The following is a 22,101-nucleotide window of genomic DNA, read 5'->3' on the forward strand; positions in this document are numbered from 1 at the left end:
CTTTAACACGCACTTGCGATAAATATCTCCCAGCACATCGTTCGAGTCATATCTTTCCTTGAGTCTTTCGTAGACCGGTTTGTTGTACATTCGCCAGAACTGTTCCGCCGTAAAGTACGAATCAGAATACAGCGACTTCATGCCGCCAAGCGCTATCACCTGTTCCTCAATCTGACGGTTGTAGTAACCCGGTGGAAGTTTTTTTCTGCTGCGCAACACATCCCAGAAACCAAAGTTGATATAAAGTTTTTCCGGGTCCATGCGATAGAGTTCGAAATTCACTTTCTTGTTGTAAGCGCGCGTGGGGCATATCCATACCGGCAGGAAACGGATGACATCGTGATAAAATGCGAGGAACCGCTGTGCGTTCTCAACGGGAATCTCGACGTCCTGGATCACCGGCTCGGCGTGAATACCGGCGAGTTTATTGAAAGTGTGCGTGAGCTTCATGCGACTGTTCCAGCGCATGATGCGTGTGTAGGTCAACGAATTCAATCGTGAACGGCCATAGAGCCGGCGGATGAGCGGATGCTGAGCAAGCAGATTCTTGGAACACCAGAACCAATCCGTGTCCCAGCGCCAGAGATAATCCTCGACAGTCAGATAATCCTCTGAACGCTCGCGCAGCGACCTATAGTAGATATTCTTATAGGTATAATCGCTGGCGTAAGGCGCGTTGTCGACAAACTGTCCAAGCGTAAGCACCATCTCATTCCGGCCAAACACCACACCATCGATGAAATCGACATCTTGACGATCACACTGCCGTGCCAGTTCGGTGAAATAAGCCTCGGGTTCCGTCCAGCGCAGGTGGGTAAGCTTTACGTATTTTTTTACCGGCACAACCTTTAGCTTGAGCTTCAGGGCATACCCGAGCGTGCCGTAGGAATTGGGGAAACCGTATAACAGATCGCTGTGTTCGTTGCCGGGCGCGCACAGCACCGTGCGTCCGTCGCCCAGCAGTATCTCCATTTCCTGCACCGTTTCATGAACCAATCCATAACGGAACGAAGAGGATTCGATGCCGCACCCAACGGTAGCGCCGCCGATGGTGATGGACTTGAGTTGGGGAACCACGGCCGGCATGACCCCGTGCCTGAGGCACTCTGCCACCAGCTTCGCGTACGGTGTCATCCCCTCGGTTTCGACATAACCACCCGCGGCGTCCACGCGCAACACATTGTTGAAGTTTCGCACATCGAGTCGCTGTGCCTGAATCTTCTTGCGGTCGCGGAACAGATTGGAGGAGCTTTTGCCCAGACGGATACGGACTCCACCGCTGGCGCGCAGAAATTCTGTCAGGTACTGTTTCTTTTCTTCGTAAGTACCGCTGGCCATTTCAGTACCGCCCCGCGGAAGACCCTGTAAAGTGTACCAGCATCCACGAATGAACCAGGCTTGCATGGCGATTTGCTATCGACGATAAATGCGAGATTTCAATATCGTCTGATTTGAGCAACAGAAGCTGGCAACGCAAGCTGCTGACTTGGCATGCGTGCTGCCGCTGATCTGCCCACCTTCGGCCCATGTCTGCCATTGCGCCATGATGCCAATATGACGCGGAAAATCGGCCGTCCCGGTCTATACTAAATTAGAGTAATATTACAGGATTGCTGTTATGACAGGGAAATCATCATGAGTGCCTACAGCATTTATCAGAAGCCCTGCCCAGCCTGTGGCATGGTGGTGTCAACGGGCATCAAACGTTGTGACTGTGGCTATGCTTTCGGCTACTCAGACGAAACAGCCCTGCTGCCCGAGGAGCTGGCACTTCAGGAAGAGGAACTGTTCGAGGCGTATCTGGCGGCGCGCGTGGACCAGACCGTGGCGAAGGTTGAATCATTCCGTACTGAACTCGTGGCCGATCCCGCCAACCTTCACAAGGCCAATCGCCTGCTTGAAGTTGTGCAGGAGGCGCTGATCTTACGCGACGAACGAGACGCCCAAGCTGCCAAAACGGCTCAGGCCCGGGAAGCGGCTCAGGCAGCAAGAGGAGAAATCGCTCCGGCAACACCCGACGTTCCGATTCAATCCGACCGGCCCACCGAGGCCTTCCGGGCCCAGCAAGCGGCCAAGGCGGAGAAAATCGTCGAGGCATTCGCCAATACCGAAACCAAGAATTGTCCGCACTGCAAGACTGTCCTGCCCGTTACCTCCACGCTGTGTTTCTGCGGATATAATTTTTCGCGCCATGATGTCATGCTGCCCAGGGCCGTGGACAGTTCCCTGGGCGCGGGAAACCCTCTCTCCAAATAAATTCCGCCTCCAGCACTAAGCGCTGTACAGCAAGTTCACCAAGGCGGTGTACGCCCTGTCATCGTAGTTGCGGAACCGCAATGCCACGCCATTCCTGTCCGTGCGCACCACCTCCGCGGGCATGCGGTGCAAACCATATTCGCCATGTTCCGTGAGCACGAGAACCGCCTCCACTGGCGTTCCCTGCAGCAACTCGTCTCTCCTCATCTCGACCTTTGCGCCATTGAGACCGAGGTCACGCACTTTCCAGCGCCTCGAGTAGGCCATATCGTAATTGATCACAATATTGAGCGAAATTGCTTTGCGGATACTGGAACGCTGCTCGGCATTCATCTCCCCCCTCTGTTAATTCATTAATCCCGCATCCTGATCTTGATGTTATCGATGGGCCGGCAGGTAACTATTGGGTGCAAGGAGGTATAGCCGACAGGGCGGGACCGATAGGGAAACACGAGAAAATGCGCCTGGCTGGTTTTTTTTTCGGAATCGGATATGCTTTTGTATCAGGCACATCCTGACCCGTCACAAAATCCGGGAGGCTATTTCACTATGTCAGCACTGGTCGTTACCTTGCCTTTCCTGCCAGCGGAACCGCTGCGCAAACGCGCGCCGGCGTTTGATGAGCATGGAAAGGCGTTGAGCGATTTCATGGTGCTCTTCCCCGGGCTGGTCAGGAAACCGCAGCATTATATCCAGTCCACGATCGAGCATATTCAGAAGGTGTTTGCGGACCACGGCCAGGCGGTGGTGTTCGCCGAACTCAATCTCAAGCTCAGCCTGCTATGGATCAGCGTGAAACCGATCCCGGGCATTCGCTTCCAGATCACCGAAGCGCTGCGCGCTGCCATCCCCGAGGCACGCATCGTCTCGCATATTTGACGCCTGTCCTGCCTGCGGGCATCCGATTCCCGCATCCAATCCGGCCGGACAATTACTTATCGTTTCGATCCCAGCACGCCCAGATGATCGGCGGCGCGCCGACCTGAACTCTGGCGCCGGTTGGGATTGTTAGGCTCCCAACGTATGTCCTTGCGGCGTTCTGCGATGAAACGGCGCGAAAATTTGCGGCGTTCCGGACCTTTGTATCCCGGCTTGCCGGTCTTGTCCTCATTTGCCATGGTGCCCTCTCCCGGCGCGGGTTTTGGCAAGCTGACCGGCCGGCTGGTTAAGATATAAACAACTAAGCAGAAAACATGCCAAGGTTAAATATTGGAGGAAAAACGCGCCCAAATTGCCCACACATACTGAAGCAGAAAGAGCAGGATACCGACGCCAGCCAAATACACCGCCCCACTAATGCCGAAATACGCCACGACACCCGCCGCCAGAAAAACCAACGAGCGGACACCGCTGCCCCAGGCAAGCCGTCGCGCAGTGCATTGATAAACGGTCGTGTTACGCGCTGGCCAGAGCCACACCGGCAGAAGATAGCTGACGGCCCCGGTCACCAGCGGAAAGAGAAATACAAAAAAGAAAATCTGCATGGAGGCGCCTGACGGCCGTGCACCCGTAGCGTGAAAACCAGCGGTTATCAACACGGCAATCAAACCAAAAACGGCCAAACCCAATGAGGTGCTGGAGCGGTGCCAACCCCAGACGAATTTTCGCCAGCGCATGACAAGAGACGATGCGAAACGCATAAGCGGTATCAGCCATAGCACAAGACCCGGCCAGACAAGCCACGCCAACCAGGCGGAGCCAGTTGCAACGAGCAGTGTACCGGTCACTGCAAAATACAGATCGCCATGCAAACGGCGACGTGCATCGGGGTCGGCATATCCGGCAACGGTGGGAACCAGCACACACAGCGTGCCGAAGGCAGTCATTCCGACAAAACCGAGGAGATTGATATGCAAGTGGAATCGTCTGAGCGCCATCCAGTATTCAGGCCAAAACATGGCAACGAGAATCGCGATCAATCCCAGCAGCAGGCAGGTCAGGGCCCAGCGATACCAATCCAGCCCGGGATGCGGGCGACCGAGCATGGTGCGGGCGCGGTACCACATCCACACGAGCAAAGTGCTGGCCGCAACCATAGCCAGTACAGCAGGGATGGGAAGCAGGTCGCGGCGCCAGAGAAACCCTGTGGACGCGAGAGTCCCGGCGATCAAGGCCAGCGGGGGTACCATCAATACCAGCCATCCCGCGGTGCGGCTGTACGTAAGGACCGGCGTGAAATAAATCATGGCCCCCATGATGAGCGGCATGATGCCGATCGCCATAATGAGATGAACAAGCGATGGTTCGCCTTGTGGGAGATAATGCCGCAAAACCATGGCGGCAAAAAAAGCGCTGACCGCCACAGTCGCCAGACCTGTCATTGTGCGGGCAACCGGATTCGGTGAACCGTCGGTGCCGTTGGGCTTCATATCGGTAAAACGACCGTCCAGCCTATCGTGGCGGTTCCGGCTTCCAGTTTTCGATGCGGACCGGCGGTTTGTATTCGTAACTGAAATAACTGGCGCCGATCATAAGCGCCAGCCACAATCCGCAGGTGATGGCTATCACTAGCTTCCAATTGACTCGCTTCAAGCAAGGGACGCCTGCTACTCGTCCGTCACGCAACCTTCGGAGGCGTTTTTCACGCTCCTGATGTATTTGTACAACGTGCCGCGAGTGGCTTTGTAGGGGGGCATCTTCCACGCCGTCTTGCGCTTGGTCATTTCGACATCGCTCACGGCGACACTCAGTTCGTTCCTCGCGGCATCCATGGTGATCACGTCGCCATCGCGCAGCAACGCGATGGGTCCGCCTTCCTGCGCTTCAGGCACGACGTGGCCGATGATGAAACCGTGCGAGCCGCCGGAGAAACGGCCGTCGGTGATCAGCGCGACATCTTTTCCCAATCCCGCGCCCATGATCGCGGATGTCGGCGTCAGCATCTCGGGCATGCCCGGACCGCCCTTCGGGCCTTCGTAACGGATGATGACCACATCACCCTTCTTGATCTCGCCGCGTTCAAGGCCCCTCAACATGTCCTCCTCGCAATCGTACACGCGTGCCGGCCCCGAGAAGCGCAGGCCTTCCTTGCCGGTGATCTTGGCGACCGACCCGCCGGGCGCGAGATTGCCCTTCAGGATCTGTATGTGGCCGGTCGGCTTGATCGGTTTTTCGAGCGGCATGAACACATCCTGTCCGGACTTGAGGCCCGGGAGCGCGGCAAGATTCTCGGCGATCGTCTTGCCGGTAACGGTTAAGCACTCGCCGTCGATGAAATCCTTCTCAAGCAGATATTTCATCACCGCCGGAGTGCCGCCGACATTGTGCAGGTCTTCCATTACGTACTTCCCGGAAGGCTTGAGATCGGCCAGGAACGGCACACGTTTGCTCACCGTCTGGAAATCCTCAATCGTCAGCGGCACGCCTACGGCGCGCGCCATGGCAATAAGATGCAGCACAGCGTTGGTCGAGCCACCGAGCGCCATCACGATCACCATGGCGTTTTCGAAGGCGCGGCGCGTCATGATGTCGCGTGGCTTGATGTCCTTTTCCAGCAGAGTGCGGATGGCCTTGCCGGCATTCTGGCACTCTTCGAGCTTGCCCGGCTCGACCGCTGGCATTGAAGAACTGTACGGCAGCGACATGCCCAGCGCCTCGATGGCACTCGCCATGGTGTTCGCGGTGTACATCCCGCCGCAGGCGCCCGCGCCGGGGCAGGCATGCTCAACGATGTCTTCGCGCGTCGATTCGTCGATCTTGCCCGCGATGGACGCGCCATAGCTCTGGAACGCGGAAATAATATCGAGCGTTTCGCCCTTCTTGCTGTGACCCGGCTTGATGGTGCCGCCGTAGACCATGATTGCCGGACGGTTCAGCCGACCCATGGCAATGAGACAACCGGGCATGTTCTTGTCGCAGCCCGGCAGCGCGATCAACGCGTCGTACCACTGCGCCGCCACCACGGTTTCGATCGAATCGGCGATGATGTCGCGTGACTGCAGGGAATACGACATGCCCTCCGTGCCCATGGAAATGCCGTCGGACACGCCGATGGTGTTGAAGCGCAGGCCCACGAGCCCGGCCGACTGCACGCCTTCCTTCACCTTCAAGGCCAGGTCGTTGAGATGCATGTTGCAGGTGTTGCCTTCCCACCAGTTGGAAACAATACCGACCTCGGCCTTGTTCATGTCCTCGCGGGTCAGGCCAGCGCCATAGAGCATCGCCTGGGACGCCCCCTGGGATTTTGGTTGCGTGATACGAGAACTGTAACGGTTCATCTTCGTGGCCATGGATGACTCCAGAATAAATTCAAGACTCTCTGTGCGATTAATCCCGTTCTCGCCGCGTCGGAATCGGTGCTGAGGCAAGAGGCGCGATTTTACCGTAGAGACAGGGAAACCACCGAGAAAAAAATCGGACGACAGAAAATCGCTGCACGCGCAAACGGGTGCAGACAGTGGCACGGCGGGAAACTTTAGGTCAGGCGCCCAGCGCCCGGGCCGCCCGGTTCACGTCCTTCTGTTTCACCCACAGGATGGCGCCGAAACGACCGGCGCCAGCGCAAACCGCATCCACGGCGGTGACGTTAATCTTGGCCGTGGCCAGTTTCGACGTGATCTTGGCGATGGCGCCGCGCTGGTCCGTGCCGCTGATGAGAAACGCGGTCTTCCGGCCTCGCAGCCGCAGTTTCATGCCGCGCGCGACCGCCAGAAACGTGGTAGCGTTGGCGGGAATGAAATCCATCTGAGAGTGCCGTCCACTGGGAAAACCGGTGAATGCCAGCAGATTGATCCCTGCCTTTGCCAGTCCTGCCAGAATCCGACCTGCCTCGCCCACCCGGTTGGGGATTTGCATTGCGAAATAACTGACCTTCTGTGCTCTGGCCATATTCATCCTCCTGATGTCATGTCCGATGGCGGATGCCGGTATCATCATATCGCAGCACCAGCGCCACCAACAGCATCCTACGTAGCGGAACACAATCGGCGCGCTTGGCTTAACGATGTACGCTGACGGGGCTTTGACAAGCGAACATGGGTCCCACGGCGGCAATCAAACCCAGGCACCATGCGTTTCCCGGTCAAGGAACGAATGAGTTATGATGGAGCCACGTATATGGCCTCCTGCGCCTGGTATAGATTGCTGCGCCCGCTGCTCTTCCGGCTCCCCGCCGAAACCAGTCACATACTGATATTAACGCTGCTTGGTATTTTCTATCGTCTGCCCGGGGCGGGCGCCATCATACGAACTTTGTTCGTCCGCCGCCTTCCGGCACTGCCGCTCAGCGTTATGGGACTGCGCTTTTCCAACCCGGTGGGCTTGGCGGCGGGCATGGACAAAAATGCCGAACACATCAGGCCGCTTTCCGATTTCGGCTTCGGGTTTCTCGAGGTCGGTACGGTCACGCCGCGACCGCAACCCGGCAATCCAAGCCCACGGATGTTCCGCCTCAAACACCACTCGGCCATCATCAACCGCATGGGCTTCAACAACGTCGGCGTGTACCGCCTGATCACCAATCTCGTGCCGCAGGGCAAGCCCTGTCCGATTGGCATCAATATCGGCAAGAACCGCGACACACCTGTGGAGCGGGCCGTTGAGGATTATATCTCCGCGCTGCAAGCGGTGTATGGGCATGCCGATTACGTCGCGGTGAATATCTCGTCGCCGAATACCGCGGGACTGCGCGATCTCCAGAACGAGGAAAATCTCGACGCCCTGCTGCGCGCGCTGAAGACCGAGCAGGCATCACTCGCCGAAAAACACGGACGTTACGTGCCGATCGCGCTCAAGATCGCGCCTGACCTGGACGACACGCAGATCGCCGCGATTGCCCGCCGGGTGCTGGAGCACCGATTCGACGCAGTGATCGCCACCAATACCACCGTTACCCGGCCCGGCCTCACGGAGGAACCCCTGGCCGCCCAGACCGGCGGCCTGAGCGGGCGACCGCTCAAACCACTTTCCACGGAGGTCATCCGCAAGTTGTACGCACAATTGCAGGGGAATGTGCCGATCATTGGCGTCGGCGGCATCGAGAATGCCGACGATGCCTGGGAGAAACTGGTGGCCGGCGCCGACCTGATCCAGATTTACACCGGATTCATTTACGAAGGACCCTGCATCGTGCGAGAGATCGTGCGCGGTCTCACCGAGCATACGACTGCCGCGGGCCGTCATGATCTGGCCGAGGCCGTCGCGCGCGCGAGAATCACCGCGCGGGCCGATCGCATCAGTGATTGACGGAAAGTTCTAGCCGTTGACCACGACGCGGTTCCGCCCCCCGCCCTTGGCGCGGTACAGCGCCTCGTCGGCGCCGTTGATCAGATCCCGGCTTCCACGCATTTCATGATTGAAGCAGGCGACTCCGATACTCACCGTAACTTTCCGCGGGGGATCCGTCTGAACATCCGGAGACAGCAACGAGGCGGTCTGGATTTCAACGCGTAACCGTTCGGCCAATGTTTCCGCGGTGTTGATCATGGTATTGGGCGCGATGACCAGGATTTCCTCGCCGCCGTAGCGCGCCACGATGTCCGCTTCCCTGACCGTGTGCGCGGCCAGCTTGGCCACGCGGTGCAATACCAGATCCCCCTCCAGGTGCCCGTAGGTATCGTTGATGCTTTTGAAATGATCGATATCCATCATCAATATGGAAAGCGGCAGATCGTAGCGGCGCGCCATCGCGATTTCGTCTACCAGGCGGCGCTCCAGGTAGCGCCGGTTGAAGACGCCCGTGAGCGGATCAGTGATGTTTTCCTGTTCGAGCAGCACCAGGCGGCGGATATCCAAGGTGGTTCGCAATGACAGGTAACTGACCAGCCAAACGAACCAGCCGCCAAGGAAAAACACGGCCGGTACCATGAGGTCGCCGGTTGACATGTGGGACTGCCAATAGACGAAGGTGTAACCGAGATATCCGATGAGAAAAGAGATAATCATCGTTCTCAGAAGATACCAGCGATTGCGCAGCGTGCCTTCCGGAAGCTCGGCGATCAGCTTGCGGATCGCATTTAGCGAAATGACAAGGAGAACGGCGCCTGCCATAACCAAACCGTTGGCGATCAGATGTAGCATCGGGTGCTGCCATTACGTGACCTATTACAGCTCTCATGGGCCAATCGGCCGCCGTGAGCCTTGAAACGGCGGTCGCTTCTACCGAATACTTCTCCTTCAATCCAGACTATAGCCGAAATTCGTTACCTCACTCCCGTTCCTCGCCACGAACATTTTTCAAAAACACACTCATCGAAATGTCAGCTTAGTTTCTTACCCACCACAGCGAACGGTTGTTCGCGGGCATGGCCCGGTCGCCGGCGAACGCTAGTCCGTTTTCCAGCGCCAGCCGGTTCACGTCCTCGAACAGGCGCACGCCGGATGCCGCATCGCGCGCCTTCAGCCAGCAGTCGAACTCATCGTTGCTGGGTTCAAGCGATCGGCCGGCGTAACGGTACGGTCCGTAAACGTACAGGGTGCCGCCGGACTTAAGTAGTCGGCCAACACCGGCAAACAGTCTTTCCACCGCCGCCCATGAGACAATATGTATCGTATTAATGCACACCACGGCTTGTGCCGCAGCTATCGGCCAGCGATCGGAAAAAAGGTCAAGCGCCAGCGGTTCGCGCAGATTGGCCAGTCCGGCCTCGTCGCGCCAGGCGGATATGCTGGGAAGATTTTCGACCACGTCAGTCGGCTGCCATTCGACATGCGGCAACCCGCGAGCAAAGTGCACCGCGTGCTGTCCGCTACCGCTGCCGATCTCGAGCACCAGGCCGGGAACAGCGAGAATCTCGCGCAGGACCGCCAGAATCGGTTCCTTGTTGCGCTCGCAGGATGGTGAAGACTGTTTCATTTATCGTGCTATGGTGGATTATTATGTCCCCCATGGCAATCCACGAGGAGTCACCATGCCCTATCTGAAAATCCAGACGAATCGCGAAGTGACGGATGACGCGAAGCAGGAGATTATGAGAAAGCTTTCCGTGCTGGTGTCAAAGAATCTCGGTAAGCCCGAGAAGTATGTCATGGTGCGCTTCGACCCCGCGGAGCCCATGATGTTTGCGGGAGACGCTCATCCATGCGCCTACTTGGAGTTGAAATCCATCGGGCTGCTGGAGAGCAAGACCGAGACGCTCTCCAGGGTGTTGTGTCAGTTCCTGAATGATGAACTTAAAATTCCGTCGGAGCGGATTTACATCGAATTTGCCGACGCCAAAAATTCCATGTGGGGCTGGGACGGCGGCACCTTCTGACGCATGACGCCGTTGTAGACTGATGAAACGCTGTATCACGGCATCCCGGGTTCACCGGAAGGAAGAAGGAGATCCATTATGTACAAGCGCATCTTGGTGGCAGTAGACGGCAGCGATACGTCACAACTGGCGCTCCAGGAAGCGGTCAATCTGACCAAGGAGTCGGGTGGCCAACTGCGCATCGTGCACGTGGTCGACGAGGTTACGTTCGATTTATACCAGGAAGTCGTGGACCCCGGCGAAATCCAGAAGGCCATAACCAAATCCGGGGAGGTGATCCTGAGCAAGGCGCAAATCGCGGTACGTGCGGCGGGGGTCAAGGCTGAAACCCGGTTGCTTGAAATCGAAAAACTCGGCCGCCGTGTTCCTGACATGATCGCACAAGAAGCGGATGCCTGGCCCGCCGACCTGATCGTGATCGGCACGCACGGACGGCATGGATTCAATCACCTTCTGATGGGCAGCGTCGCCGAAGGCGTGGTGCGTAGTGCGACCAAGCCGGTGCTGCTTATTCGAGGGAAGTAAGAAACTTTTCAAACAAAAAATTCCGAATGCCGTCGCGTGCCGGCAATCGGGCATGTGAACAAAAATTTCATTCCCGCCTATCCAGCACAATACGCTGCGCCATGGAGTCCTACGCGAGCGCCTCAAAGTATGACGTGAACTTCATGCCCCGGCTTCGGAAAAAGTGCCGGACGCTCTACTTGAGTGCACCAAGCAGAACTTCGCACACTCGCTCGATGTGATCGAGCGGCATGCCGGGGTAGATGGGTAGCGAGAGTGTTTCGGTGGTGGCGTGTTCGCATACCGGTAGGCTCCCAGGCTTATAACCGAGGTGCTTGTACACCTCTTGCAGGTGCAGGCCCTGCGGATAGCACTGCGAGCTGCCAATCTGCGCGTCGGTGAGCGCCTGGCGTACAGCGTCGCGTTTCGGTACACGTATGGTGTAGAGATTGAAAACGTGTGTGCCGTTCTTGGGCAGCGACGGTGTTTTCACGGTCGAGCCCGTGAACCGCTGGGTGTATTCCTGCGCCACTTTCTGCCGGCCAGCGATGTCGTCCTTGATTTGCCGCAGTTTGATGCGCAGTACCGCAGCCTGAACTTCGTCGAGGCGGCTGTTCATGCCGATCTCGGTGTGGACGAAGGGCTTCACCGCGCCGTGATTGCGCAGTCGGCGGATGTGTTCATTGACCGCGTCCGAGCTGGTCGTGACCATGCCGCCGTCACCGTAGCAGCCGAGCACCTTCGTGGGATAGAAGCTGAAGCTGCCGGTGTCACCGATCGAGCCGACCACCTTGCCATTGTGCAGGGCGCCGAAAGACTGGGCACAGTCCTCGACCACGGCAAGCTTGTGCTTCTTCGCGATCTCCATGGTCTCGCCCATCTCGGACGGGTGACCAAAAATATGTACCGGCACGATGGCCTTGGTCTTGGCGGTGATCTTGGCGCGCACGCTTGCGGGATCGAGGCATAAGCTGCCCGGGAGGATGTCCGCGAACACAGGGGTCGCGCCCGCCATGTCGATGGTCTCGGCCGAGGCGAAGAAGGTAAACGGCGTGGTGACGACTTCATCGCCCTTGCCGATGCCAAGCGCACGCAGCGAAAGGAACAGCGAGTCCGTGCCGTTCGCCACCGCGATGGCATGCTTCACGCCGACGTATTCGGCGAATTCCTTCTCCAGGGCCTGCGTATGCGGACCGAGAATGAAACTGCCGCGCGCGCCGGTCTCGCGGATCGCGGCGAGCCATTCGGCTTCGAGACTTTTGTACTGCGCAGAAAGATCGAGAAACGGGACAGGCTTGTTCTTGGTTATGGCGTGCATGCGGCGATTTTCTCCTTTACCAACTGAGCAACGCGCAATGCCTCCAGACCGACGTGGCCGTTGACCACGGGCGGGGTTCCGGTGCGCACGGCTTTGACAAAATAATCCAGCTCGGCGTCGAGCGGCGGACGCGGCGTGATAGGGACCGTTTCGGTGACAATCTGGGGCCACTCGGCCCCGCCCTCGCCGGGCGTGGCGTGCACCACTTCGAGCTTCTGATCGGCGTAATCCAGGCCGTAATACTGGTGGTCGCCGAAAACGCGAATACGCCGCAGCTTCTTGTTCGAGACACGGCTGGCGGTTACATTCGCGACCGCGCCATTCTCGAATTCGATGCGCGCATTGGCGATGTCAACGTGATTGGTAATCACGGCAATACCCGTGGCCGCGACGCTTTTGATATCAGATCGCACCAATGACATCACGATGTCGATGTCGTGGATCATGAGGTCCGTCACCACGTCCACGTCGGTGGCGCGCGCGACGAATGGACCGATGCGATGGACCTCGATGAAGCGCGGGTTCTGCACGCGCTCGGCAAGCGCCATGACCCCGGCGTTAAACCGTTCGAGATGACCCACCTGGAAAATGACTCCAGCGCGTTCGGCGAGCTTCACCAGCTCGGCCGACTCCTGGTAGGTCGGCGCGATCGGCTTTTCCATCAGCATGTGCACTCCGCGCTCGAGGAAGGGTTTCGCCACCTGGCTGTGATAGACCGTCGGCACCACGATACTCACGGCATCGACGCTGCCGAGCAGCTCGCGTGAATCGGCATACGCGTGGCATCCGTGTTGCTGGGCTATCTCCTGCGCCGCCTTCTCATTGATATCAGCCACGCCCACGAGCTCGACATCCGGCATGGCGGCATAGATGCGCGCATGAATGCGGCCAAGATAGCCGACGCCAGCCACGCCAACGCGCAGTTTCGCGCCATTTCCTTTCGGGTGCGTTTGGGTTGCAGCAGTCATTGGTTGGTTGGGCGGCGGAGTCCTTCAGCCAGACCGGAAACGAAATGAAACAATGGCATATTAGCGGCGCGGATTATACCGGAAATTCTCGCCGGCGCCACGAACCACACTTTCAGCGTTGGAGTCGCCATGCCCCGGATTCGACAAATACGCGATAAAGCGTGGTGTCGATCTTGGCGGACTTGGCCTCGGCCGCGAGGATATCCAGCGCCTTCTCCGCCGGCAGACCCTGCTTGTACGGCCGGTCGCCGGCCGTGAGCGCATCGTAAATGTCGGCGATGGTCATGATACGTGACTGTACCGGAATTTTATCGGCCGAGAGGCGGCGCGGGTAACCGGAACCGTCAAGCTTTTCGTGATGGGAAAACGCGATCGCGGGCAAGTTCGCCAGATTTTTCGTCCACGGAATCAGACTCAGGAACGCGTAGGTGTGACTGACATGCGATTCGATCTGGGCACGCTCCTCTGCGTTCAGGCTGCCCTTAGAGAGCGCCAGATCTGCGAATTCGAAGTCATGCAGCAGCGGAAGCTCCTCGCCATCCTCGCCCGGAAAACGGAACGTGACCACCTCGGCCAGTTCAGCGCTGACTTCCGCGTGCGAAACCGTCGGCTCGTTCGCGTGCAATACATGTAGCAGGAACTCGTCCAGGCGCGCCCGGTCAGCGGCAAGTTCCTGCTCGATTTCCCGTCGGCGCACTTCAAATTCTCCGGCATTCCGGTTCCGCATCTCGTGCAATTCGAGCAGGCGACGGTAGGCGCGCCGTTCCAGACTGGCGCGCGCGTAGCGAAAGCGCTGCTTGAGCAGGTCAAGATGGGCGGGCTGGAGCTTCTTGGCCTTGACCAGCACGTTCTCGCGCACCCCAACCTTGCCGAAGTCGTGCAACAAGGAGGCGTAGCGCAGCTCGCGCAATTGTTCCTTCGTGAAGCTGACATCGCGCAGGCCGGGCGCGTCGGCCCGGTCCGCGGCCACGGCAATGCGCTCGGTGAAGTCGGCCACGCGGAACGAATGACCGGCCGTGGTCGGATCGCGCGCCTCGATGGCTTGCACCGAGGCCTTGATGAAACCCTCGAACAGATTCTCGATGTCGGCGTACAGCATGCTGTTCTCGAGCGCCACCCCTGCCTGCCCCGCCAGCGCCATGGCAATGGCGCGGTCCGAGTCATCGAACGGCAGCACATGGTTTTCAAAATCTTCCGGACGGCGCAGCACGGCATCCGGGTTGTTTTTGCGGTTGATGAGCTGCAATACGCCGACCACCTCGTTGGCTTTGTTCGTGAGCGGCACCGTCAAAAGCGACTTGGTGTGGTAACCGATGGAGCGGTCCGAGGCCGGATTGAATTTATACGGCGCCGTCGGTTCAATCGCGTAGGCATCGTCCAGCATCACCGCCTTGCCCTGACGCGCGACATGGCCGGCGATACTGTAATCGCCGACCAGGGCTTTCTGGGCATCGGAGGTGGCGCGAGTGGAAGCATTTTGCCACAGGCGGAAATAGAGCTTGCCGTTGCTGTCGCGGGTGTAGATCGAGGCGCCGTCCGCACCGGTCAGATGGCGTGCATGCGTGAGAATCAGTCCAAGCAGCGTGTCGAGGTCCTTCTCCGAGGCCAGCGCGCGTCCGATCTCGAGCACGTGTTCGAGCATCTGCGTCGCGCGCTGCTCGCCCCCTTGTCGCAACAGCGCAGTCGCCGATTTGAACGCGGCATACACCACTTCCTTCGAACAGGTGACATCCAGCACGCCCGCCACCTGCGGGTGATCGAGCAGGACACGATCCATCTTTTGCTGAGGGTTATTCGCCCAGAGAATGACGGCAAACTTGGAGGACGATGCATTTTCGGTCTTGCGTCGCGCGAGCGCCTCCTGGGCCATTTTTGGGGTAATGACCAGAACCGATCCCTCGATATCTTTGCGGATTTCCCCCAGCGTGGTGAACCTACGCTGGCGTTCGGGCGGCGCAAAGGATTCCAACACCTCTCCATCGAGTTCCGCCTCTTGCACGATCAGCAAGCTGGAATGAATGTCGGGCATCGCTATGGGTATGTTATTGAACTACGATAATAAACACCCTACAGTCACTTCCGGTGTGACGCAACCTTCGCGGTCAGCCGCGCCGTCAAATATCAGCGAGCCTACTTCCATGGAACAGAAAAGCGTGCTGATCACCGGCTGCTCGTCAGGCATCGGCCACTGTCTGGCGCGCGGTCTGAAGCAGCGCGGTTACCGGGTGTTCGCCACGGCGCGCCAGGCGACCGATGTCGAATCCCTGACGACAGCCGGTTTTGAGAGCTTCCCGCTCGATCTGGATTCCTCGAGTTCGATCCGTACAGCCGTGGAAACGGTCCTTGCGCGTACCCAGGGCCGGCTCTACGCGCTCATTAACAATGGCGCCTACGGTCAACCCGGCGCGGTCGAGGATTTGTCGCGCGCGGCATTGCGGGCACAATTCGAAACCAACGTCTTCGGCACGCAGGAACTGACCAATCTGGTCGTCCCCGCCATGCGAGCCCAGGGCGAAGGCCGCATCATCCAGATAAGCTCGATACTGGGCATCGTGTGTTTCGCATATCGTGGCGCATACAACGCCTCCAAGTTCGCACTCGAGGCACTTTCCGACACGATGCGTCTGGAGCTGCGCGGGACGAATATACATGTCTCGCTCATCGAACCCGGTCCGATTACAAGCCGCTTCCGCGCTAACGCCCATGCGGCGTTCAAACGCCACATCGACCGGGAACACAGCGTGCATCGTGAATACTATGCGCGCGTGGAGAAACGCCTCGAAGGACCGAAGCCTATGCCCTTCACGCTCCCGCCGGAAGCCGTGTTGAAGCAGGCAATCAAGGTGCTGGAGGCGCGCCGGCCCAAGGCGCGCTATGCCGTGACATTTCCGACGACACTTTTTGCCGTGCTGCGGCGGATTTTACCGGTGCGTGTGCTCGATTCGATTCTGTCGGCCGTCAGCAACAGCGGCCAGCGTTAGTCGAGCATATGAGACACCAGCCCATCGGCCAGCTTGGGTTCGAACCAGGTGGACTTGGGCGGCATCACCTGACCGGCGTCGGCCACCGCCATCATATCGGCGATGGAAGTGGGAAATAGTGAAAACGCGCAGGCCATCTCGCCGGAATCCACGCGCCGTTCCAGTTCCTGCAGGCCGCGAATTCCGCCGACGAAATCGATGCGCTTGTCACGGCGCGGATCGCCGATCCCGAGCACCGGCGTCATCAGACTGTCCTGCAGCAGGCTCACGTCCAGCCGCTTCACCGGATCATTCGCGGGAATGCGTTCAGACTTGATGTTCAGGCGATACCACTGTCCTTTCAGGTAGAGACCGAACTCGCCGGTACGTCCCGGTTTTACCGCCACCGATTCCAGTTTCACGTTGAAAGCGCTCGCGATTTTTTGCAGGAACTGCTCGCGCTCCAATCCATTCAAATCCTTGACCACGCGGTTGTAATCCAGAATCTGCATCTGGTTATCGGGAAAAATGACGGAGAGAAAATAATTGTACGGTTCCTCGCCGGTGTGCTTCGGATTGGCGGCGCGTCTGGCCGCCGCCACACGCGAGGCCGCGGCCGAGCGGTGATGCCCATCGGCGATGTAGAGGCAAGGCATGGCGTCGAAGGCGGCGGTAATCGCACCGATCTGCTGACGATCGCGCATCGCCCATAGCGTGTGACACACGCCGTCGTCGGCGGTGACGTCCACTTCCGGAACAGCGCGCGCGACCTCGTCGATAATCGTATCCACGGCCGATGACCGCCGGTAAGTCAGAAACACCGGCCCGGTCTGGGCATTGAGCGCCTCGATTTGCCGCACACGATCATCTTCCTTGTCCGGGCGGGTGAACTCGTGCTTGCGGATGCGGTTGCTTTCGTAGTCAGGAACCGAAGCCGCGACCACGATGCCGGTCTGCTGGTGCGCGCCCATCACGAGACGGTATACGTAATAATAAGGACCGGGATCGCGCCGGAGCGCGCCGGCGTCGAGCATCTTCCGGAAATTCTCCCGACCCTTGGCATAAACGGCGGCGCTGTACGGATCGATGCCCGCGGGCAGGTCGATCTCGGGCTTGGAGATGTGCAGGAAACTCCACGGCTTGCCTGCAGCGCGTACGCGCGCTTCGTCCGTGTTCAGCACGTCATAGGGCGGCGCGATCACATCGGCGGCGCGGCCGGGCGCCGGGCGCAATCCGGTAAAGGGGCGAATCAGGGACATCTCGACTCCAGGTTGGGCAAAAAGAGGCGCCATTCAAAACCAGTTGCCGCCAGAAATCAAACTAACCGGTAAAATTGCCTGTCTGGCGAAGACCGGATGGCTACGCTAGCATACGCCGGTTTTTTGATTCTTATGTGTAAAACTCCCATGGCCGACAACTGCCGCAACTACCTCCCTCCTGAATGGGCGCCGCAAAGCGGTGTCATGCTCACCTGGCCGCACGCTCACGGCGACTGGGCCAAGCGCCTCAAGCAAGTGGAACCGGTATTTATCGAAATCGCGCGACAGGTGAGTCTGCGCGAAAAAGTACTGATCTGCTGCTACGACCGGACGCAGCGCGAGCGTATTGGTGAAATTCTTACCAAAGCCGACGTGGATATGGGGCGGGTTATGCTGCGCACGGTCCCGTCGAACGACACCTGGGCGCGCGATCACGGACCGCTCACGGTCGTGTGCCAGGGCGAGCCCATGTTGCTCGATTTCGGATTCAACGGCTGGGGCGGGAAATTCGGCTACGAGCTCGACAACCAGATCAGCCGCAAACTTTACGGCATGGATACTTTCGGCCACACCCCGATGCAGACCGTGGACATGGTCCTTGAAGGCGGCTCCATCGAGGTGGATGGCTCCGGCACTTTGCTTACCACCAGCCGCTGTTTGCTCGCGCCCACGCGCAACCCGAAACTATCGAAGCAACAGATCGAAGAACAGCTCATGGGATTGCTCGGCATCAACCGGATTCTGTGGCTCCAACACGGTTATCTCGCCGGTGATGACACCGACAGCCACATTGACACACTCGCGCGCTTCTGCGACCGCGGCACCATAGCCTATGTGCGCTGTGACGACCCCCAAGACGAGCATTACACGGAACTGAAGGCCATGGAGGATGAGCTGAAAACCTTCCGTGCCGCCGACGGTCAACCTTACCGGCTCGTGCCTCTGCCCTGGCCACGCGCTAAGTTCGATGAGGACGGCAACCGCCTGCCCGCCACCTACGCGAACTTCCTCATCATTAATCGGGCGGTACTGGTACCCATCTATGAAGACCCGGCCGACGCGGCGGCATTGGCAAGCCTGAAAACATGCTTTCCGGACCGCGAGATCGTTGCCATCAACTGCCTTCCACTCATTTATCAATTTGGCAGTCTGCATTGCATCACAATGCAGTTGCCGGAGGGCGTTCTTTAAGTCAAATCGCCTCCGGCGATGGTGAAGAGCAAATTGCGGTTCCCCGCACTGTATCCCTCTTCTGTTGACTCGCCTTCGGCGATGTTAAAGGCTAATTGCAGGTGGCTCCGCCCCTGCACCCTGGGTGACTTTCTCTTGCTTGTCCAAGAGAAAGTCACCAAAGAGAAAGACATCCGGTCGCTTCGCCGCCCATACAACGGGCGGTGCCCTATTCCCACCCAGGGCGCGCCGATCCACGGCGCGCCCGTTCGGCGGCATGGAAGTCCACCGGACTTCCATGAATACTCCGCCTCACCCTCGGGCTCGATCAGGAGGCTCGCGACAACCCCCGACCTCGCTCGGTGCTCGGCTCGCTCCGACGGGGATGAGAGCAACCCACCTCCAACCTTAATGCGGAGGTGTTTTCAAAAAACCCCGTATGGCGCACCCGAGCCCCGCCAGGCTTTGGGCGCGCGCCCCGAAGGGGGCGCAGACAGGGATGTCTGCGCCTGACCCGCCGCGACAGGATGTCGCGTCGGTTCAGCGCCGGGACCCAAAGCCGCGGAGCGCAGGAGAAGTGCGCCATCCGGGGCGTGCTTTCTTTTGGTTTCTTTTCTTTGCACGAGCAAAGAAAAGAAACCCTGGGTGCGGGGCGGGAGCATCCCGCATTCACACAATGCCGCCGCAGGCGGCTCGACAGAAAATAGGTCCAGGGGCGGAGCCGCCCGCAAATAGATTTTGAGTTCGCGCGCAAAACGCGCGATACCATGTAAATCCTGGATCCCCGCCTTCGCGGGGATGACACCTAGATTCCCGCCTATGTGGGAATGACAACAGCGAAAAAATAAAACGGGAAGGCCCTCACGGACCTTCCCGTTTCTCGATACGACAACCTGCGATTACTTCTTGTCTTTACCTTTGGCCTTGCCTCCGCTCTTCACTTCAATGCTGGTGGCGGTCATTTTATATTCCACCGTCACCTTGTCACCCACCTTGACGTCACCCGTCACCTTGGTGCCGGCGTCGCGGGCCATTTCCCATTTCTCTTTGCCTTTCTGTATCACGATCTTGCTATCCGTCACTTCCAGCACCGGACCGGTGGCCTGATACGCCATGGCCAGAGGGCTCGCCAGTAACAGCGCTGTTGCCAGAATCATTGTCGTCCGCTTCATATCTTCACTCCTTTAGTGATGGTTGGGGCACAAACGATAGAAATCCATCTGTTAACAGTCAAGCGGCGGAATAAAATCCGCAACGGAACATGCTACCATTGGCGCCATGAACTCAACAGTCAAAGTCGGCCTCGTCCAGCATGCCTGCACCGAAGACCGCGGCAAAAATCTCACCGCCACCATTGCCGGAATTCGCGAGGCGGCCGGCCGGGGGGCGCGTCTTATCCTGCTGCAGGAACTGCATACCGGCGTTTATTTTTGCCAGGTCGAAGACACCAAGCGCTTCGATCTGGCCGAAACCATTCCCGGTCCGACGACACAGGAATTGGGGAAAGTGGCCAAGGAATTGGCGGTCGTGATTGTCGGCTCGCTGTTCGAGCGGCGCGCGCCCGGCGTGCACCATAATACCGCGGTCGTGCTGGATGCCGACGGAACCCTGAAAGGCCAGTATCGCAAGATGCATGTCCCGGACGATCCTGGTTACCACGAAAAATTCTACTTTACGCCGGGAGACCAGGGTTTCGCGCCGGTGGCGACCTCGCTCGGGACGCTCGGCGTGCTGGTGTGCTGGGACCAGTGGTACCCGGAAGCGGCGCGTCTGATGGCGATGCACGGCGCGGATATCCTGCTCTACCCCACCGCCATCGGCTGGGACCCGCGCGATGATGAACCGGAGAAAACCCGCCAGCGTGAGGCGTGGGTCACCATCCAGCGCGCCCATGCGATCGCCAACGGCTTGCCCCTGGTGGCATGCAACCGCGTCGGTCTCGAGCCCGATCCCTCCGGACGTTCGTCCGGCATCCAGTTCTGGGGGTCGAGCTTCATCACCGGCCCACAGGGGGAATTTCTCGCGCAGGCCTCGACCGACAGGCCCGAGGTGCTGGTGGCGGAAGTCAGCCGCCGGCGCACCGAGGACGTGCGTCGCATCTGGCCGTTTTTCCGCGACCGGCGCATCGACGCCTATCAGGATTTGCTCAATCGCTACGGGAAATAATCAATCTGCCGTCACGTCTGGCGGCAACTTTCTCAATCACCGATGGCCAAACCGATACTGCTCAATTCCGCCGCCGAGCTGCTGGAGCGCATTCTCAGCGGAAAAATGCCCGCCGACCGGCAAATGGAAGGGTATTTCCGGGCGCATCGGGGCATGGGCGTGCGTGACCGCGGCTTCGTGGCGGAGACGGTCTACGGCTGTCTGCGCGAAAAGCGATTGCTCGAGCACATTGCCGGCAACGCGCTGTTACTGGATGTCGTGGCGGCCTATTTGCTGACGCATGGTTACAGCGCCCGCGCTCTCGAAGAAACGGGATTTCGCGGCGATGCGCGTGAAATGGTCGAGCGTGCCCGGACACTTGAAAAATCCTCACTTCCGTTTGCGATCCAGACGAATATGCCGGATTGGCTGGCGGAACGTCTGCGCGCGCAATTCGGCGACGCCGAAGCGCTGACACTGTCGCTCGCGCTGAACCAGCCCGCGCCGATGGACTTGCGCGTCAACACGCTCAAAGCCAAGCGCGAGGAAGCCGAGGCACGGCTGGCCGGGGAAGGCTTTCCGTGCACACCCACGTCTTATTCCGCGACCGGACTACGCCGCAACGACCGTGCATCCGTTTTCAAGACCCAATGCTTCAAGGAGGGTTTTTTCGAAGTACAGGATGAAGGCAGTCAATTGGTGACGCTGATGCTCGAACCGAAGCGGCAGGAGATGGTCGTGGATTTTTGCGCTGGTGCCGGCGGCAAGACCTTGTATATCGGTGCACTCATGGCCAACACCGGCACGGTATACGCCTTCGACGTGCTGGCAAAACGCCTGGAGAAGCTCAAGCCACGGCTCCGGCGCGCGGGGCTCGACAACGTGCGCATGGTCGCGATCAGCCATGAGCACGATGCGCGAGTACAGCGTCTTAAAGGCAAGATCGATCGCGTGCTGGTGGATGCGCCCTGCTCCGGAACGGGCACGCTGCGGCGCAATCCTGACATCAAATGGCGCGAAATCGATTTGCAGGAACTCGCGGATATGCAGCAACGTATCCTTGCCGCCGCGGAGGAACTGGTCAAACCCGGTGGACGGCTGGTGTATGCCACGTGCAGTCTGTTGCGTGAGGAAAACGAGGATGTCGTGGAAAAATTTCTCTCAGCACATCCCGAATTCATCACGGTGCCGGCAGGCGAGATACTGGCGCGACGGCATGTGCCGCTGACGATGAACGACGCCGCCCTGCGGCTTTTTCCACACCGTCACCACACCGACGGTTTTTATGCCGTCGCGCTGGAAAAAAAACAGGGATAAGCAGGCCGCGCG

At 59.0% G+C, this 22,101-nt stretch carries 23 protein-coding genes; 9 read left to right on the forward strand and 14 right to left on the reverse strand.

Translation table 11 applies throughout. From position 1 onward, the window contains the following. Positions 1–1,338, reverse strand: a 1,338-nt coding sequence (locus WB402_RS12710; protein WP_424208422.1) for an FAD-binding oxidoreductase, incomplete at its 3' end; no start/stop codon positions are given. Positions 1,339–1,635: 297 nt separating this feature from the next. On the opposite strand from WB402_RS12710, the gene WB402_RS12715 reads away from it, so the two are divergent. Continuing rightward, complete coding sequence (locus WB402_RS12715) at positions 1,636–2,256, forward strand: hypothetical protein (protein ID WP_424208424.1); 621 nt, start codon at positions 1,636–1,638, stop codon at positions 2,254–2,256. Positions 2,257–2,271: 15 nt separating this feature from the next. Here WB402_RS12715 and WB402_RS12720 read toward each other — a convergent pair whose 3' ends face one another. Continuing rightward, positions 2,272–2,589 carry a PilZ domain-containing protein gene (locus tag WB402_RS12720; protein WP_424208426.1) on the reverse strand — a complete coding sequence of 106 codons (318 nt, stop codon included), beginning with the start codon at positions 2,587–2,589 and terminating at the stop codon, positions 2,272–2,274. Positions 2,590–2,805: 216 nt separating this feature from the next. Here WB402_RS12720 and WB402_RS12725 point away from each other — a divergent pair, with 216 nt between their 5' ends. Then, the gene (locus WB402_RS12725) at positions 2,806–3,135 is read left to right on the forward strand and encodes a hypothetical protein (RefSeq protein WP_424208428.1); all 330 of its coding nucleotides are present in this window, start codon (positions 2,806–2,808) and stop codon (positions 3,133–3,135) included. A gap of 56 nt (positions 3,136–3,191) precedes the next feature. On the opposite strand, the gene WB402_RS12730 is transcribed toward WB402_RS12725, so the two are convergent. From WB402_RS12730 to WB402_RS12750, 5 genes are all read right to left on the reverse strand, one after another. Beyond that, on the reverse strand, positions 3,192–3,374 hold the full coding sequence (locus WB402_RS12730) for a hypothetical protein (RefSeq protein WP_424208430.1): 183 nt from the start codon (positions 3,372–3,374) through the stop codon (positions 3,192–3,194). A gap of 84 nt (positions 3,375–3,458) precedes the next feature. After that, a complete protein-coding gene (locus tag WB402_RS12735) occupies positions 3,459–4,625 on the reverse strand; it encodes a hypothetical protein (RefSeq protein ID WP_424208432.1) in 1,167 nt (388 codons plus the stop codon). A gap of 22 nt (positions 4,626–4,647) precedes the next feature. Continuing rightward, positions 4,648–4,788 carry a hypothetical protein gene (locus WB402_RS12740; protein ID WP_424208433.1) on the reverse strand — a complete coding sequence of 47 codons (141 nt, stop codon included), beginning with the start codon at positions 4,786–4,788 and terminating at the stop codon, positions 4,648–4,650. A 14-nt stretch (positions 4,789–4,802) separates the two neighbouring features. Beyond that, complete coding sequence (ilvD, locus tag WB402_RS12745; RefSeq protein WP_424208435.1) at positions 4,803–6,485, reverse strand: dihydroxy-acid dehydratase; 1,683 nt, start codon at positions 6,483–6,485, stop codon at positions 4,803–4,805. A gap of 190 nt (positions 6,486–6,675) precedes the next feature. Beyond that, complete coding sequence (locus WB402_RS12750) at positions 6,676–7,083, reverse strand: hypothetical protein (RefSeq protein WP_424208437.1); 408 nt, start codon at positions 7,081–7,083, stop codon at positions 6,676–6,678. A gap of 228 nt (positions 7,084–7,311) precedes the next feature. On the opposite strand from WB402_RS12750, the gene WB402_RS12755 reads away from it, so the two are divergent. Then, the gene (locus tag WB402_RS12755; RefSeq protein WP_424208439.1) at positions 7,312–8,439 is read left to right on the forward strand and encodes a quinone-dependent dihydroorotate dehydrogenase; all 1,128 of its coding nucleotides are present in this window, start codon (positions 7,312–7,314) and stop codon (positions 8,437–8,439) included. Positions 8,440–8,448: 9 nt separating this feature from the next. On the opposite strand, the gene WB402_RS12760 is transcribed toward WB402_RS12755, so the two are convergent. After that, the gene (locus WB402_RS12760) at positions 8,449–9,243 is read right to left on the reverse strand and encodes a diguanylate cyclase (protein WP_424208441.1); all 795 of its coding nucleotides are present in this window, start codon (positions 9,241–9,243) and stop codon (positions 8,449–8,451) included. Positions 9,244–9,457: 214 nt separating this feature from the next. Further along, a complete protein-coding gene (locus tag WB402_RS12765; protein WP_424208443.1) occupies positions 9,458–10,048 on the reverse strand; it encodes a DUF938 domain-containing protein in 591 nt (196 codons plus the stop codon). 55 nt (positions 10,049–10,103) lie between these two features. Between WB402_RS12765 and WB402_RS12770 the strand changes: the two genes are divergently transcribed. Together WB402_RS12770 and WB402_RS12775 are read left to right on the forward strand one after the other, a co-directional pair. Continuing rightward, entirely contained in the window at positions 10,104–10,448 is a 345-nt protein-coding gene (locus tag WB402_RS12770) for a phenylpyruvate tautomerase MIF-related protein (protein WP_424208445.1), read from the forward strand. Positions 10,449–10,526: 78 nt separating this feature from the next. Then, positions 10,527–10,973: a universal stress protein gene (locus tag WB402_RS12775; RefSeq protein ID WP_424208446.1), complete on the forward strand. Its 447-nt coding sequence runs from the start codon at positions 10,527–10,529 to the stop codon at positions 10,971–10,973. A 175-nt stretch (positions 10,974–11,148) separates the two neighbouring features. On the opposite strand, the gene WB402_RS12780 is transcribed toward WB402_RS12775, so the two are convergent. The 3 genes from WB402_RS12780 to WB402_RS12790 all read right to left on the reverse strand — a co-directional run bounded on the left by WB402_RS12780 (position 11,149) and on the right by WB402_RS12790 (position 15,267). Then, positions 11,149–12,270, reverse strand: a complete 1,122-nt coding sequence (locus WB402_RS12780) for a DegT/DnrJ/EryC1/StrS family aminotransferase (RefSeq protein ID WP_424208448.1) — start codon at positions 12,268–12,270, stop codon at positions 11,149–11,151. Continuing rightward, positions 12,258–13,238, reverse strand: a complete 981-nt coding sequence (locus WB402_RS12785; protein ID WP_424208450.1) for a Gfo/Idh/MocA family oxidoreductase — start codon at positions 13,236–13,238, stop codon at positions 12,258–12,260. Before WB402_RS12785 ends, WB402_RS12780 begins: the two co-directional genes overlap by 13 nt. A 112-nt stretch (positions 13,239–13,350) precedes the next feature. Further along, entirely contained in the window at positions 13,351–15,267 is a 1,917-nt protein-coding gene (locus WB402_RS12790; protein ID WP_424208452.1) for an HD domain-containing phosphohydrolase, read from the reverse strand. A gap of 109 nt (positions 15,268–15,376) precedes the next feature. On the opposite strand from WB402_RS12790, the gene WB402_RS12795 reads away from it, so the two are divergent. Further along, positions 15,377–16,219, forward strand: coding sequence for an SDR family NAD(P)-dependent oxidoreductase (locus tag WB402_RS12795; protein WP_424208454.1), 843 nt, complete (start codon positions 15,377–15,379; stop codon positions 16,217–16,219). Here the strand turns inward: WB402_RS12795 and WB402_RS12800 are convergent. Beyond that, complete coding sequence (locus WB402_RS12800; protein ID WP_424208456.1) at positions 16,216–17,457, reverse strand: DUF1015 domain-containing protein; 1,242 nt, start codon at positions 17,455–17,457, stop codon at positions 16,216–16,218. The two genes, WB402_RS12795 and WB402_RS12800, sit on opposite strands and share 4 nt — an antisense overlap. Positions 17,458–17,604: 147 nt before the next feature. On the opposite strand from WB402_RS12800, the gene WB402_RS12805 reads away from it, so the two are divergent. Further along, a complete protein-coding gene (locus tag WB402_RS12805; RefSeq protein ID WP_424208458.1) occupies positions 17,605–18,648 on the forward strand; it encodes an agmatine deiminase family protein in 1,044 nt (347 codons plus the stop codon). A gap of 878 nt (positions 18,649–19,526) precedes the next feature. Here WB402_RS12805 and WB402_RS12810 read toward each other — a convergent pair. Further along, entirely contained in the window at positions 19,527–19,799 is a 273-nt protein-coding gene (locus tag WB402_RS12810; RefSeq protein WP_424208460.1) for a hypothetical protein, read from the reverse strand. A gap of 106 nt (positions 19,800–19,905) precedes the next feature. On the opposite strand from WB402_RS12810, the gene WB402_RS12815 reads away from it, so the two are divergent. Further along, positions 19,906–20,793: a carbon-nitrogen hydrolase gene (locus WB402_RS12815; protein WP_424208462.1), complete on the forward strand. Its 888-nt coding sequence runs from the start codon at positions 19,906–19,908 to the stop codon at positions 20,791–20,793. 42 nt (positions 20,794–20,835) lie between these two features. Then, positions 20,836–22,089 (forward strand): RsmB/NOP family class I SAM-dependent RNA methyltransferase, encoded by a 1,254-nt coding sequence (locus tag WB402_RS12820; protein ID WP_424208464.1) that lies wholly within the window; start codon positions 20,836–20,838, stop codon positions 22,087–22,089. Positions 22,090–22,101 lie beyond the last annotated feature (12 nt).

The sequence above is a fragment of the Sulfuricaulis sp. genome, assembly GCF_049587675.1.
Taxonomy (GTDB): domain Bacteria; phylum Pseudomonadota; class Gammaproteobacteria; order Acidiferrobacterales; family Sulfurifustaceae; genus Sulfuricaulis.